We start from the raw sequence: 13635 nt of genomic DNA, 5'->3' as shown, positions 1-13635 counted from the left end.
TATCACCTGTACACCTAGAGTGTCAAGTAGCTTTATCAGAAAAGCTGCAAATGTTAGTCATTATCTCTTCTGAAAAGCTGCCCAGCCTCGATGTACGCATACGCAGGCAGCTTCCCCTCACTTACTAGGGGAGGCCGCCGCCGCATGCATGCTTCAAGCTTTAGTCAACGGTAACTGCTTCTGATTCTAGTTCGCCTTGGTTTACAACAGTTTCCTGCTCATCCTCAAGACCTACCAGACGGATATTGCGATAACGCGGCATACCCGTACCAGCCGGAATCAACTTACCGATAATAACATTTTCCTTCAGACCAAGCAACTGATCGACCTTGCCTTTAATAGCAGCGTCAGTCAAGACGCGAGTCGTTTCTTGGAAAGAAGCTGCAGACAAGAACGAATCCGTCTCAAGAGACGCTTTCGTAATACCGAGCAATACCGGTTTCGCTACTGCTGGCTCTTTATCAGCAAAGATCGCTTCGCGGTTGGCAGATTCATATTCATGAATGTCTACGAATGCGCCTGGCAGAAGCTTCGTTTCTCCCGCATCAACGATACGGATTTTGCGGAGCATTTGCTTAACCATGACTTCAATGTGCTTGTCATTGATTTCTACCCCTTGGTTCCGGTAGACGCGCTGTACTTCCTGCAAAATATAGTTTTGAACGCCACGGATACCTTTAATCCGAAGCATATCTTTAGGGTCAATCGAACCATCTGTCAGCTCGTCGCCGGCTTCAAGATGCTGACCTTTTACAACACGGATACGCGAACCGTAAGTGATCGCATAAGTTTTGGATTCCGCTTCACCTTGAACTTCGATTTCACGGCGATCCTTCGCTTCACGAATTTCTTTGACCACACCATCAAGCTCGGTGATAATCGCTTGACCTTTCGGATTACGCGCCTCGAAAAGCTCCTGGATACGCGGCAAACCTTGCGTAATATCGTCTCCGGCTACACCGCCGGTATGGAATGTACGCATTGTGAGCTGTGTTCCTGGCTCACCGATGGATTGAGCAGCAATGATACCGACTGCTTCACCGATTTCAACATGCTTGCCTGTCGCCAGGTTACGGCCATAACAAGTTTTACATACGCCATGACGAGCGCGGCAGCTAAGCACGGAACGGATTTGCAGCTTCTCAATACCTGCATCAATAATCGCATCGGCTCTGTTCGAGTCGATCAGATCGTTGCGGCTGACGATAACTTCGCCAGTCTTCGGATGACGAACCGTCTCGAAAGCGTAACGGCCTTCAATACGATCGTAGAGATCCTCAATAACCTCTTTACCGTCTTGAATTTTGCTGACTGAGAAGCCTTTATCGGTTCCGCAATCTTCTTCACGAACGATAACATCTTGTGCAACGTCAACGAGCCTACGAGTCAGGTAACCGGAGTCAGCTGTACGAAGAGCTGTATCCGCGAGACCTTTCCGCGCGCCATGCGTCGAGATGAAGTACTCGAGTACCGTCAGACCTTCACGGAAGTTCGATTTAATTGGCAACTCGATAATCCGGCCCGATGGATTGGCCATCAGACCACGCATACCGCCCAGCTGGGTAATTTGCGATTTGTTACCCCGTGCTTTCGAGTCAACCATGAGCATAATGTTGTTGTAACGATCCATGGACTTCATCAAAATTTCCGTCAGTTCGTCTTTACATTTGCTCCAAATGCTAATAATCCGGTCATAACGCTCTTCGTTCGTAATCAGACCACGACGGTACTGATTCATAACGATAGCAACCTGATCATCTGACTTCTTAAGAAGCTCTGTTTTCTCCGGCGGCACGATAACGTCTGATACGGCGATCGTAATACCCGCACGCGTGGAGTAAGTGAAGCCAAGCTGCTTGATACGGTCAAGGATGACAGCCGTCAGCGTCGTATGGTAGTTTCTGAAGCACTCAGCAATAATGTTACCGAGATAATCTTTACCAACACCGCCTGCTATCGGCAATTCTTCAATGATTTTTTTCAAATCACTGCCTTTTTCGTATACAAAATATTTATCCGGCGTTCCGTTCAACAGGTTCGTTTTCGTAGCCTCGTTGATATACGGGAAATCCTCCGGGAAAATTTCGTTAAAAATAACTTTACCAACCGTCGTTGACATTAACGACTGCTGTTGTTTTTCGGTGAACACTGTCTTTTTCAAAACTTTCACCGGAATAAAGATCCGTGCATGCAGCGAAACAATACCGCGTTGGTACGCCGATACCGCTTCATTCACCGTTGCAAACACCGAACCCGTACCATGCGCTTCCTTGTTGTCCATCGTCAGATAGTAACTGCCGAGAACCATATCCTGGGAAGGCGTAACGACTGGCTTGCCGTCTTTAGGGTTCAAAATGTTGCCCGATGCAAGCATAAGCAAGCGAGCTTCCGCTTGTGCTTCTGCAGACAATGGAACGTGAACGGCCATTTGGTCACCGTCGAAATCCGCGTTATAAGCGGTACATACGAGCGGGTGAAGCTTGATGGCGCGGCCTTCAACCAAAATCGGCTCAAATGCTTGGATACCGAGTCTGTGAAGGGTCGGGGCACGGTTAAGAAGAACCGGGTGCTCCTTAATTACTTCTTCCAGAACATCCCATACTTCAGGGCTTACGCGCTCAACTTTGCGCTTCGCGCTCTTAATGTTGTGCGCAAGTCCTTTGTTGACGAGTTCTTTCATAACGAATGGCTTAAACAGCTCAAGCGCCATTTCCTTCGGAAGTCCGCATTGGAACATCTTCAGGTTCGGTCCTACTACGATAACGGAACGGCCAGAGTAATCGACACGTTTACCGAGCAAGTTTTGACGGAAACGTCCTTGCTTACCTTTCAGCATATGGCTGAGCGATTTGAGCGGACGGTTACCCGGTCCAGTCACTGGACGACCACGACGGCCGTTATCAATCAGCGCATCAACTGCTTCTTGAAGCATACGTTTTTCATTTTGCACGATAATGTCAGGAGCACCCAGATCAAGCAGACGCTTCAGACGGTTGTTACGGTTGATTACACGACGGTACAGGTCATTAAGGTCAGACGTCGCAAAACGTCCGCCGTCCAGTTGTACCATCGGGCGAAGCTCAGGAGGGATAACTGGAAGCACATCAAGAATCATCCATTCCGGCTCATTGCCGGAGTTGCGGAATGCTTCAATGACTTCAAGACGCTTGATCGCACGGTTACGGCGTTGGCCCTGAGCCGTACGAAGCTCTTCTTTTAGCTGTTCCAGCTCTTTCTCCACTTCAATGTCCTGCAGCAGTTTTTTGACTGCCTCAGCACCCATTCCAGCATGGAAGCCGTAGCCATATTTCTCACGGTAGCTGCGGTATTCCTTTTCGGAAAGCAGCTGCTTTTTCTCCAGCGGCGTATCACCAGGATCAGTTACAACATAAGATGCAAAGTAGATGATCTCCTCAAGCGAACGAGGCGACATATCCAGTGCCAAGCCCATGCGGCTAGGAATCCCTTTGAAATACCAGATATGGGATACAGGAGCTGCAAGCTCAATATGTCCCATACGCTCACGGCGAACTTTCGCACGTGTTACTTCAACGCCACAGCGATCACAGACGACGCCTTTATAGCGAACACGCTTGTACTTGCCGCAGTGACACTCCCAGTCTTTGGTCGGACCAAAAATTTTCTCGCAGAAGAGGCCTTCCTTCTCCGGTTTTAACGTCCTATAGTTGATCGTTTCCGGTTTTTTAACTTCTCCGCGGGACCAGGAACGAATTTTCTCAGGCGAGGCAAGCCCAATTTTCATATACTCGAAGTTGTTCACGTCCAACAAGGAGCAACCCTCCTTCGTCATGTATGGCTATTTCATGCATACTAGCGGCTGCGTATTCGCTAGAAGCGTACACGCAGCTGGGCTAGGTTTTTATTCAAGAGCGCCTACTTCAGTGCCCTCTAAATTAAGATTAAGCTTATCTCCTGCTGCGTCATCATCGTCATCCGACTCTCTCAGCTCGATCTCTTCTTCATTTTCGGTTAGGATTTTAACATCCATACCCAAACTTTGAAGCTCTTTGATCAGTACTTTGAATGACTCTGGTACGCCCGGCTCTGGTACGTTCTCGCCCTTAACAATCGACTCATACGTCTTCACACGACCAACAACGTCATCGGATTTGACTGTAAGAATTTCTTGCAAGGTATAAGCAGCACCATATGCTTCAAGCGCCCATACCTCCATCTCACCGAAACGCTGTCCGCCGAATTGAGCTTTACCACCCAATGGCTGCTGCGTAACGAGCGAGTAAGGACCTGTGGAACGAGCATGGATTTTATCGTCAACCATGTGCGCAAGTTTGATCATGTACATGACGCCAACGGTAACTTCACGTTCAAAGTTTTCACCCGTACGGCCATCATAAAGTACAGTCTTACCATTACGCTGCATGCCTGCTTCTTCCATTGCATCAAAAACGTCATTCTCCCGCGCGCCGTCAAATACTGGCGTCGCAGCATGCAAGCCAAGACGTTTACAAGCGAGACCCAAGTGAACTTCCAGCGCTTGGCCGATGTTCATACGGGAAGGTACGCCCAGTGGGTTGAGGACAACTTCTACTGGTGTGCCATCTGGCAGGAAAGGCATATCTTCTTCCGGCATAATACGGGCAATAACCCCTTTATTACCGTGACGTCCGGCCATTTTATCACCCTCGGAAATTTTCCGTTTTTGAGCGATATAAGCACGAACAAGTTGATTTACACCAGGAGGCAGCTCATCGCCGTTCTCACGGGTAAATACTTTTACGTCCACAACAATTCCGTCGGTACCATGCGGTACGCGAAGCGAAGTATCTCTTACTTCACGAGCTTTTTCACCGAAAATCGCATGAAGAAGACGCTCTTCAGCTGTCAGTTCCGTTACACCTTTAGGTGTTACTTTACCAACGAGAATATCTCCTGCACTGATTTCTGCACCGACACGGATAATACCGCGCTCGTCGAGATTTTTCAGTGCTTCTTCGCCGACATTCGGAATGTCGCGAGTAATTTCTTCTGGTCCAAGCTTCGTATCACGGGCTTCCGACTCATATTCCTCAATGTGAATCGAGGTATAAACGTCTTCTTTAACAAGCTTTTCACTAAGAAGGATAGCATCCTCATAGTTGTAGCCTTCCCATGTCATAAAGGCAACGACCACGTTGCGGCCCAGTGCCAATTCGCCTTGCTCAGTCGACGGTCCATCAGCGAGAATATCGCCTTTTTGGATGACATCGCCTTTGTGCACAAGCGGACGCTGGTTAATGCATGTTCCTTGGTTGGAACGCGTAAACTTGTGAAGCTTATGTTTAACGAGATCGCCAGTAACCGACTTGCCGTCAATTTGTTCCACACGGCGCAGCCAAATTTCATTGGCAGATACACGTTCAATAATTCCATCAAATTTGGAGACAATACATACACCGGAGTCTTTAGCCGACTTATGCTCCATACCCGTACCGACAAGCGGTGCTTTCGGGATCAAGAGAGGTACGGCTTGCCGCTGCATGTTGGAACCCATAAGCGCACGGTTGGAGTCATCGTTTTCCAAGAACGGAATAAGCGCCGTCGCAACCGATACAACCTGCTTAGGAGATACGTCCATGTAGTCAACGCGCTCGCTTGGCATTGTAAGGATGTTATCGGCTTGTTTGTTATAACGAACGATAACACTGCTTTCTTCGAATGTGCCTTCTGGAGTCAGCTTCGCATTCGCTTGCGCGATTACATAGTTGTCTTCTTCATCCGCAGTCAAATAGGCAATTTGTTCCGTTACAATTCCTGTCTTCGCATCTACCCAACGATAAGGAGCTTCAATGAAGCCATATTCGTTAATGCGGGCAAAAGATGACAAGGAGTTGATCAGACCGATATTCGGTCCCTCTGGCGTCTCGATCGGACACATCCGCCCATAGTGGGAGTGATGGACGTCACGGACTTCAAAGCCCGCGCGCTCACGCGTCAAACCGCCGGGTCCGAGTGCAGACAGACGACGTTTGTGCGTCAGTTCAGCAAGCGGATTTGTCTGGTCCATAAACTGCGAGAGCTGTGAGGATCCGAAGAACTCTTTAATCGAAGCAATAACGGGACGAATGTTAATCAGAGCCTGCGGCGTAATCGCGTTCGCATCTTGAATGGACATCCGTTCACGCACAACTCTTTCCATACGGGATAAACCGATACGGAATTGGTTTTGCAAAAGCTCCCCTACGGAACGCAGACGACGGTTACCCAAGTGGTCAATGTCATCCGTGCTTCCTACACCTTGAAGCAGGTTAAGGAAATAGTTAATGGAAGCAATAATATCTGCCGGCGTGATATGTTTCACTGCTTTATCAATAATTCCGTTCGCGATGACTTTAATCACTTTGGATTCGTCAAGCGGCGAGAATACACTGATTGCTTGCAGTGGAATACTATCTGCATCAAGTACGCCATTGGCGACGTGATACGTTTTGAAACCGACATTCGTTTCAAGCTTCTCCAAAATGTCATCCAACAAGCGGCGGTCAATCATTTGACCTGCTTCGGCAATGATTTCACCGGTCGAAGGATCGACAAGCGTTTCAGCCAAGCGCTGGTTGAACAGACGGTTTTTGATATGAAGCTTTTTATTAATCTTGTAACGTCCTACATTCGCTAGATCATAGCGTTTCGGATCAAAAAAGCGTGCTACGAGCAAGCTCTTCGCGTTATCAAGCGTAGGCGGCTCACCTGGACGAAGGCGCTCATAAATTTCAATCAGCGCTTTCTCGGTGGAATCCGTGTTGTCTTTATCAAGCGTATTGCGAATATACTCGTCATGGCCGAGTAATTCCAAAATTTCAGCGTCAGTGCCGAAGCCTAACGAACGCAAAAGTACCGTAACCGGAATTTTCCGAGTGCGGTCGATACGAACGTAGACAATATCTTTAGCATCCGTTTCCAGCTCTAACCAAGCTCCACGATTCGGGATAACGGTCGCTGTGTAGTTTTTCTTCCCGTTTTTATCAACCTTCGTGCTGAAGTACACACTTGGGGAGCGCACCAATTGGCTGACAATAACCCGTTCCGCTCCGTTAATGATAAACGTGCCGGTCTCGGTCATCAGCGGGAAGTCACCCATGAAAACTTCCTGTTCCTTCACTTCGCCAGTCTCTTTATTAAAGAGCCGCACTTTCACGCGTAGTGGAGCAGCATACGTCACATCGCGTTCTTTTGATTCATCGACCGAATATTTCGGTTCGCCCAAGCTGTAGTCGATAAACTCAAGCGATAGATTGCCCGTAAAGTCCTGAATCGGCGAAATATCTTGGAATAACTCAATCAAATCTGTTTCCAAGAATTTTTCGTACGATTTTTGTTGGATTTCAATCAGGTTCGGGACTTCCAGCACCTCGTTGATTCGGGCATAACTTCTCCGCGTGCGCCGACCATACTGAACAAGTTGTCCTGCCAACTTAACCTCACCCCTCATGTCTGTCTCACAGCAACGAAACGTACTGCGTAACTGCTTACTTATTCAAATAAAGAAAAGCCCTTATCGAATAGTTCGAAAAAAGAGCATGTTCCACGAGCCAACCATACGCAGCGCAAGCGTATAGAATCCATATCAAGTAATTTTGCCCAAAATGTAAACATTATACGTCAACTACGCATTTTATATGCATTTTGCGCTAAAAATTCGTACTTGACATTTTAGTTGACTAAAGAGATTTAGCCCAATTTAATGCTGACATTTTATAATCTTACCACATATAGAAAGTCAAGTCAAGGAATCAAATGACTCATTTAACAGCTTTGTAAATTCGATAGCCCTTATCTTTCGTCACTTCGATTACTTCACTGAACAACGTCTCAAGCTTCGCTTCCGCTGATGCGGCGCCCTGCTTTTTCTGAATGACGACCCACATCGTTCCGCCAGGAGCCAGAAGCTCATAGCCTTCTTCAAAAATACGATGTACAATCTCTTTCCCGGCCCGTATAGGCGGGTTAGTGACGATCATATCAAATGTGGACTGCCGAACCGCTTCATACACGTCGCTTTGATAAACCGTTATATTCTTTATGCCGTTGTTGTGCGCGTTTTCTTTGGATAGCTCTACCGCTCTTTCATTCACATCAATCATCGTTACGTGGCTTTCCGGAGCAAGCCGTGCAATGGTAAGACCGATCGGCCCGTATCCGCACCCGACATCCAATACGCTGCGTTCGCCCTTCAGCTCCAGTGCATTCAGCAGCACACGCGTGCCATAATCGACGCCTGTTTTCGAAAAAACGCCAGCATCCGTCATAAATTTCAAAGCAATACCGCGCAGCTGTTCTTCATGAATGCGACGGTCATTTTTCACGCCGGGGCTTGGCGAATAGTAATGGTCTGACATGCGAATCCCCCCTGACCTGATAAAGTCGAATCTTATACATGCATAGATTTAAACATAGAACAAACCCCTTGAAACGTAGCGTTTCAAGGGGCCCGCTATCTTCTAAAGAAGAGATATTACTTAACTTCTACAGCTGCGCCAGCTTCTTCAAGCTTAGCTTTAACTGCTTCTGCTTCTTCTTTAGCAACGTTTTCTTTGATTGCTTTAGGAGCGCTATCAACCAGATCTTTCGCTTCTTTCAGGCCAAGACCTGTGATTTCGCGAACGACTTTGATAACGTTGATTTTGGAAGCACCAGCGTTGTTAAGGATAACAGTGAATTCAGTTTGCTCAGCTTCAACAGCTGCGCCGCCGCCAACAGCAGCTACAGGAGCAGCAGCAGTAACGCCGAATTCTTCTTCGATTGCTTTAACAAGATCGTTCAGTTCAAGAACGGTCATAACTTTAATGGCTTCCAAGATTTGATCTTTAGACATGGTTATACCTCCAGAAGTGGTTTTAGTTTTTTTTAAGCTGCAAGTTTAAACGAGCAGCAGATTCGATACGTGTAAAAAAAATTAAGCTTGAGCTTCTTTTTGCTCGCCAACTGCTTTAACCGCAAGCGCGAAGTTGCGCACTGGGGCTTGCAATACGCTGAGGAGCATGGAAAGCAATCCATCGCGGGACGGAAGTTCCGCCAGCGCTTTGATTTGATCCATATCAACGATTTTACCTTCAACAACGCCGCCTTTAAGTTTCAGAGCGTCGTTCTTTTTAGCGAAATCATTAAGAATTTTTGCTGGAGCAACTGCATCTTCATTACCGAAAGCAATAGCTGTCGGTCCAGTTAGAATGTCGTTCAACTCAGAAAGACCAGCTGCTTCAGTAGCACGGCGAACTAGCGAGTTTTTCAGAACTTGAAACTCGATGCCAGCCTCACGCAGTTGTTTGCGAAGTTCTGTAACTTGCGCAACGTTCAATCCGCGATAATCGGCAACGACAGTGCTGGAGCTATCACGAAGCTTTGCTGTAATAACTTCAACCGCTTGTTGTTTCTCTTGGATGATTTTTGCGTTTGCCAAACTGTACACCTCCTGTATTATTTGTACATTCCGTTATTTGACGAGTCAGATCTCTTGCCGCGATGCATGAGAAAAGCCTCCGCTATTAAGTAGCGAAGGCCATGATGGTTCGTTAGTACGACCCAAGGCCGCACCCAAACGCTTTATCATAACACCTCGGTAGGAAATTAAGCCTTTCGGCACCTACTGTCTACGGTATGCGTGTTCGATTTTAGTTCCGTTCCTTGCTATTAGCGGTAGCTAGCAGCGGAGACGCGAGCGCCAGGGCCCATTGTCGAGGAAACGGCGATGTTTTTCAAGTATACACCTTTAGCTGCAGCTGGTTTAGCACGAACCAAAGCTTCTACAAGAGCGCGAAGGTTAGCATCAAGCTTCTCAGCATCAAAGGATACTTTACCGATTGGAGCATGGATTTGACCAGCTTTATCCAGACGGTATTCAATTTTACCGGCTTTAATCTCTTGCACGGCTTTAGAAACGTCAAACGTTACTGTGCCGGCTTTAGGGTTAGGCATCAAGCCTTTACCACCGAGAATACGACCAAGTTTACCAACTTCAGCCATCATATCCGGCGTTGCTACGCAAACGTCGAAATCGAACCAGCCTTGTTGGATTTTGTTAATCATGTCTGCGTCGCCGACAAAATCAGCGCCAGCAGCTTCTGCTTCCTTCGCTTTTTCGCCTTTTGCGAATACGAGGACGCGTTTAGTTTTACCAGTACCGTGCGGAAGTACAACGACGCCGCGCACTGCTTGGTCTTGTTTACGAGGGTCTACACCCAGACGTACAGCAACTTCAACGGATTCGTCGAATTTAGCTGTTGCTGCTTTTTTCACAAGCTCAATCGCTTCTAACGACTCGTAAGTCGCTTCGCTATCGATCAGCTTGGAAGCTTCTACATACTTCTTGCCATGTTTAGCCATTGTAAATATCCTCCTCAAGTGGTTTTAGCGGAAAATCCTCCTAGGGAAAATCCTCCCACAGTGAAGCCTAAGCTTCACAGTCCGAGCATCCTTGTAACAGTCAGCCCTTCGTTTGTTATCCTAACGGATCAAACGCAATTAGTCAACGATTGTAACGCCCATGCTGCGTGCAGTACCTTCGATCATAAGCATTGCTGCTTCAACGGAAGCTGCATTCAAGTCGGGCATTTTTTGTTCCGCGATTTCACGGACCTTAGCACGATTAACGGTAGCTACTTTCTTCTTGTTCGGCTCGCCTGATCCTTTTTCGATACCTGCTGCTACGCGGAGCAATACTGCTGCCGGTGGAGTTTTAGTTTCGAATGTGAATGAACGATCCTCAAATACGGAAATAACAACCGGAATAATCAAACCTGCTTGATCTGCTGTACGAGCGTTAAACTCTTTACAGAACGCCATAATGTTAACGCCTGCTTGACCGAGCGCCGGACCGATTGGTGGAGCTGGATTCGCTTTACCTGCAGGAACTTGCAGTTTGACCATCTTGATGACTTTCTTAGCCATGACTATACACCTCCTTACCCTGGTAATCCACAACATACAACTAACGAGTTTGGCGTTTCTGCATCCACCCTAGAGTGCTGGGCTCCTACAGAAATACCGGAACTAGATCTTCTCCACTTGAGTATAATCCAACTCAACTGGCGTTTCTCTGCCAAACATGTTGACATGAACCTTGAGCTTCGCTTTGTCCAGCAAAATTTCTTCCACTGTACCAACGAAATCCGCGAACGGACCTTCCTTGACCCGTACAGTTTCCTTCAGATCGAATTCGATCTTCGGCTTCGGTTCCTCCATACCCATATGCTTCAAAATCTGTTCGACTTCGTCTGGCATAAGAGCGATCGGCTTCGAGCCTGATCCTGTCGATCCTACGAATCCTGTAACACCCGGCGTATTACGAACGACATACCAAGAATCGTCAGTTTGAACCATTTCTACGAGGACGTAGCCTGGATAAACTTTACGTTGAACGGTTTTTTTCTTGCCGTCCTTCTCGACCACTTCTTCTTCCATCGGAACAAGTACGCGGAAGATCTTGTCTTCCATGCCCATCGATTCCAAACGGCGTTCCAAATTGGCTTTTACTTTGTTCTCATAACCGGCGTAAGTGTGTACGACATACCATCTTTTTTCCATTTCAATTCACCTTTGGACCCTTCTTAAACAATCAGTTCAACTAGAGACGAGATCCCGATGTCAAGAAGCCAAAAGTAAATCGTCACAGCCGTAATCGTCAAAACGACAACGATTGAATAGCTTGTCAACTCTTTACGGTTTGGCCAACGAACCTTCTTCAGTTCTGCCCAGCTGTCAGCAAAGAAACCAAACGTTGTTCCGAAGCTTTGCTTCACTTTAGCCAAAAATGCCACGGTCACACCTCCATTTGACTATCTCGTCTCGCGATGAGGAGTCTGCTCGTTACAGAACTTGCAAAACTTCTTCAACTCGATGCGGTCGGGGTGATTGCGTTTGTTCTTGCTGCTCGCATAGTTTCTCTGTTTGCAGTTTGTGCATGCCAACGTGATAATAACCCGCATTGAATTACACCTCCCGAACTGCTACTAAATACCTGTTCACCCTGAAACATGCAGTACCTCAAGATGAAATGCAGGCCAACACGAAAAAAAACCTCATATTTAGGCCTACCCGAACACTTTATCACACGACATACTGGATGTCAATGTAAAAGATAGAATGCGAGCTTGTACAAAAGCTGGAAGCAAGGCGGCATCGGGTCCGCCCTGTTTCTACAAGTATAGGCAGTATTTTCCCTTTTAAAACGGAAATGAAGCCATCCTCTTCTACAATTACAGAGAAAAGGACAGCTTCTGCATTCTCACTTAAGTTATAAGTATGATGACACTATTACCCGCTTATGTCCCGGACTTCCAAATAACGTTCCAGCTTCCGCTTCACGCGCTGTAGTGCATTATCAATAGACTTCACATGACGATCCAGATCAACTGCTATTTCCTGATAGGATCTTCCGTCCAAATAAAGCATGAGCACCTTGCGTTCAAGATCACTCAAAATCTCGGACATTTTGTCTTCCAGACCGCTAAACTCTTCCTGGTTAATGATCAACTCTTCCGGGTCTGATACCCGGGTCCCGCATATGACATCAAGTAAAGTACGATCGGAATCTTCATCGTATATCGGCTTATCGAGCGAGACATAGGAATTGAGCGGGATATGCTTCTGCCTGGTGGCCGTCTTAATCGCCGTTATAATCTGCCGCGTAATGCACAGCTCTGCAAATGCTTTAAAGCTTGCGAGCTTGTCCCCTTTAAAGTCGCGAATAGACTTATACAGTCCGATCATGCCTTCCTGCACAATATCTTCCCGGTCCGCACCGATAAGAAAATAAGAGCGTGCTTTAGCTCGAACAAAATTCTTATATTTGTTAATCAAATATTCGAGCGCCAGACTGTCGCCATTGCGACTCGCTTCTACGATTTCCTCGTCCGTACTGCAGTCATATTCGAGCGTACTCCATTCTTTGAGGTCGATGCTCACAAACTATCCCTCCGGCCTGCAAGGCGTACGCCGCTAGATTCATAGCCAGCAAATATAGAGCCAGTATACATTATGTAACCTGACAACGTCAACCGATTTAGACCCCGATCCGATAACAAAACCGATTCTAGGTGTCGAATTTTTTACAGATACATCCAAAAATAATTCACCGCCGCCTTCGTGCGCCCCATCATTTCTCGCCTCGCCTAAGCCTTTCCAGCTGCGTGCGAATTTCAAGGCTGAGACTATTGTCTACCGTATTGCGGCGGCTCTTCGTTTCTTCCATCAGCGTAAGCTCAATTTGCTTGCGGTTCTGCTCAATTTCAATAAGCAGCTCGCGTGCCGAGAGGCGAAGCGCCCCATGAGCGAAAGCGACATGCTGTTCTACGAGATCAGAAGTAGCGACATACAAATGGCGTCTTTTTTTGTACAGCTCAACGACCATACGCTCAATGCATTCATCCGCTGTTTCCTTCTCCTTCGTATACACAATTGTCAGCTTGTGATGCTTGAAGGTCGCTCCCAGCCCAGGCACCTGATGCGCATCGAAAATGATATAGACCGCCATGCCGGTAAAGCCCTGATAATCTGCGAGCATATCAAGCAGCTTATCCCTTGCTTCCTCGAGATCGATGGCTTTCAGCTTTTCCAGCACGGGCCAGGCCCCAATCATGTTGTAGCCATCCACCAGCAAAATATCGTCACGCCGTTTCATGT

At 47.2% G+C, this 13635-nt stretch carries 12 protein-coding genes and 1 other annotated feature; all 12 genes read right to left on the bottom strand.

Translation table 11 applies throughout. The features are described from left to right. Positions 1 to 160: 160 nt before the first annotated feature. A complete protein-coding gene (gene rpoC, locus WH37_RS29395) occupies positions 161 to 3763 on the bottom strand; it encodes a DNA-directed RNA polymerase subunit beta' (protein ID WP_414812582.1) in 3603 nt (1200 codons plus the stop codon). A gap of 117 nt (positions 3764 to 3880) precedes the next feature. Next, positions 3881 to 7447 (bottom strand): DNA-directed RNA polymerase subunit beta, encoded by a 3567-nt coding sequence (gene rpoB, locus WH37_RS29390; protein WP_177218083.1) that lies wholly within the window; start codon positions 7445 to 7447, stop codon positions 3881 to 3883. A 310-nt stretch (positions 7448 to 7757) separates the two neighbouring features. Further along, the gene (locus WH37_RS29385; RefSeq protein WP_046234214.1) at positions 7758 to 8354 is read right to left on the bottom strand and encodes a class I SAM-dependent methyltransferase; all 597 of its coding nucleotides are present in this window, start codon (positions 8352 to 8354) and stop codon (positions 7758 to 7760) included. Between the two features lie 116 nt (positions 8355 to 8470). Further along, entirely contained in the window at positions 8471 to 8830 is a 360-nt protein-coding gene (gene rplL / locus WH37_RS29380) for a 50S ribosomal protein L7/L12 (protein ID WP_046234213.1), read from the bottom strand. 81 nt (positions 8831 to 8911) lie between these two features. Beyond that, positions 8912 to 9415: a 50S ribosomal protein L10 gene (gene rplJ / locus WH37_RS29375; protein WP_046234212.1), complete on the bottom strand. Its 504-nt coding sequence runs from the start codon at positions 9413 to 9415 to the stop codon at positions 8912 to 8914. Between the two features lie 60 nt (positions 9416 to 9475). Continuing rightward, positions 9476 to 9629: a sequence feature (ribosomal protein L10 leader region), on the bottom strand. 16 nt (positions 9630 to 9645) lie between these two features. Further along, a complete protein-coding gene (rplA, locus tag WH37_RS29370; protein WP_046234211.1) occupies positions 9646 to 10338 on the bottom strand; it encodes a 50S ribosomal protein L1 in 693 nt (230 codons plus the stop codon). 138 nt (positions 10339 to 10476) lie between these two features. After that, entirely contained in the window at positions 10477 to 10902 is a 426-nt protein-coding gene (gene rplK, locus WH37_RS29365) for a 50S ribosomal protein L11 (RefSeq protein WP_046234210.1), read from the bottom strand. A 102-nt stretch (positions 10903 to 11004) separates the two neighbouring features. After that, the gene (nusG, locus tag WH37_RS29360) at positions 11005 to 11538 is read right to left on the bottom strand and encodes a transcription termination/antitermination protein NusG (protein WP_046234209.1); all 534 of its coding nucleotides are present in this window, start codon (positions 11536 to 11538) and stop codon (positions 11005 to 11007) included. A 23-nt stretch (positions 11539 to 11561) separates the two neighbouring features. Beyond that, a complete protein-coding gene (secE, locus tag WH37_RS29355) occupies positions 11562 to 11771 on the bottom strand; it encodes a preprotein translocase subunit SecE (RefSeq protein WP_046234208.1) in 210 nt (69 codons plus the stop codon). Positions 11772 to 11789: 18 nt separating this feature from the next. After that, entirely contained in the window at positions 11790 to 11939 is a 150-nt protein-coding gene (gene rpmG / locus WH37_RS35080) for a 50S ribosomal protein L33 (protein WP_015847242.1), read from the bottom strand. A gap of 328 nt (positions 11940 to 12267) precedes the next feature. Then, positions 12268 to 12918: an RNA polymerase sporulation sigma factor SigH gene (sigH, locus tag WH37_RS29350; protein ID WP_046234207.1), complete on the bottom strand. Its 651-nt coding sequence runs from the start codon at positions 12916 to 12918 to the stop codon at positions 12268 to 12270. Between the two features lie 190 nt (positions 12919 to 13108). Further along, positions 13109 to 13633: an NYN domain-containing protein gene (locus WH37_RS29345; RefSeq protein WP_046234206.1), complete on the bottom strand. Its 525-nt coding sequence runs from the start codon at positions 13631 to 13633 to the stop codon at positions 13109 to 13111. Between the last annotated feature and the right edge of the window lie 2 nt (positions 13634 to 13635).

Source organism: Paenibacillus algorifonticola (assembly GCF_000971975.1).
In the GTDB taxonomy this organism is placed as follows: domain Bacteria; phylum Bacillota; class Bacilli; order Paenibacillales; family Paenibacillaceae; genus Pristimantibacillus; species Pristimantibacillus algorifonticola.
The sequence above is the reverse complement of the archived record's forward strand: the minus strand, read 5'-3'. Positions and strand labels throughout refer to the sequence as shown.

Excerpts from the sequence above, each read along its gene's own strand:
- WH37_RS29345 (WP_046234206.1), bottom strand. The coding sequence starts at position 13,633 with ATGAAACGGCGTGACGATATTTTGCTGGTGGATGGCTACAACATGATT.
- rplL (WP_046234213.1), bottom strand. The coding sequence starts at position 8,830 with ATGTCTAAAGATCAAATCTTGGAAGCCATTAAAGTTATGACCGTTCTT.
- rplA (WP_046234211.1), bottom strand. The coding sequence starts at position 10,338 with ATGGCTAAACATGGCAAGAAGTATGTAGAAGCTTCCAAGCTGATCGAT.
- rpoB (WP_177218083.1), bottom strand. The coding sequence starts at position 7,447 with ATGAGGGGTGAGGTTAAGTTGGCAGGACAACTTGTTCAGTATGGTCGG.
- rpoC (WP_414812582.1), bottom strand. The coding sequence starts at position 3,763 with ATGAAAATTGGGCTTGCCTCGCCTGAGAAAATTCGTTCCTGGTCCCGC.
- rplK (WP_046234210.1), bottom strand. The coding sequence starts at position 10,902 with ATGGCTAAGAAAGTCATCAAGATGGTCAAACTGCAAGTTCCTGCAGGT.
- nusG (WP_046234209.1), bottom strand. The coding sequence starts at position 11,538 with ATGGAAAAAAGATGGTATGTCGTACACACTTACGCCGGTTATGAGAAC.
- rpmG (WP_015847242.1), bottom strand. The coding sequence starts at position 11,939 with ATGCGGGTTATTATCACGTTGGCATGCACAAACTGCAAACAGAGAAAC.
- WH37_RS29385 (WP_046234214.1), bottom strand. The coding sequence starts at position 8,354 with ATGTCAGACCATTACTATTCGCCAAGCCCCGGCGTGAAAAATGACCGT.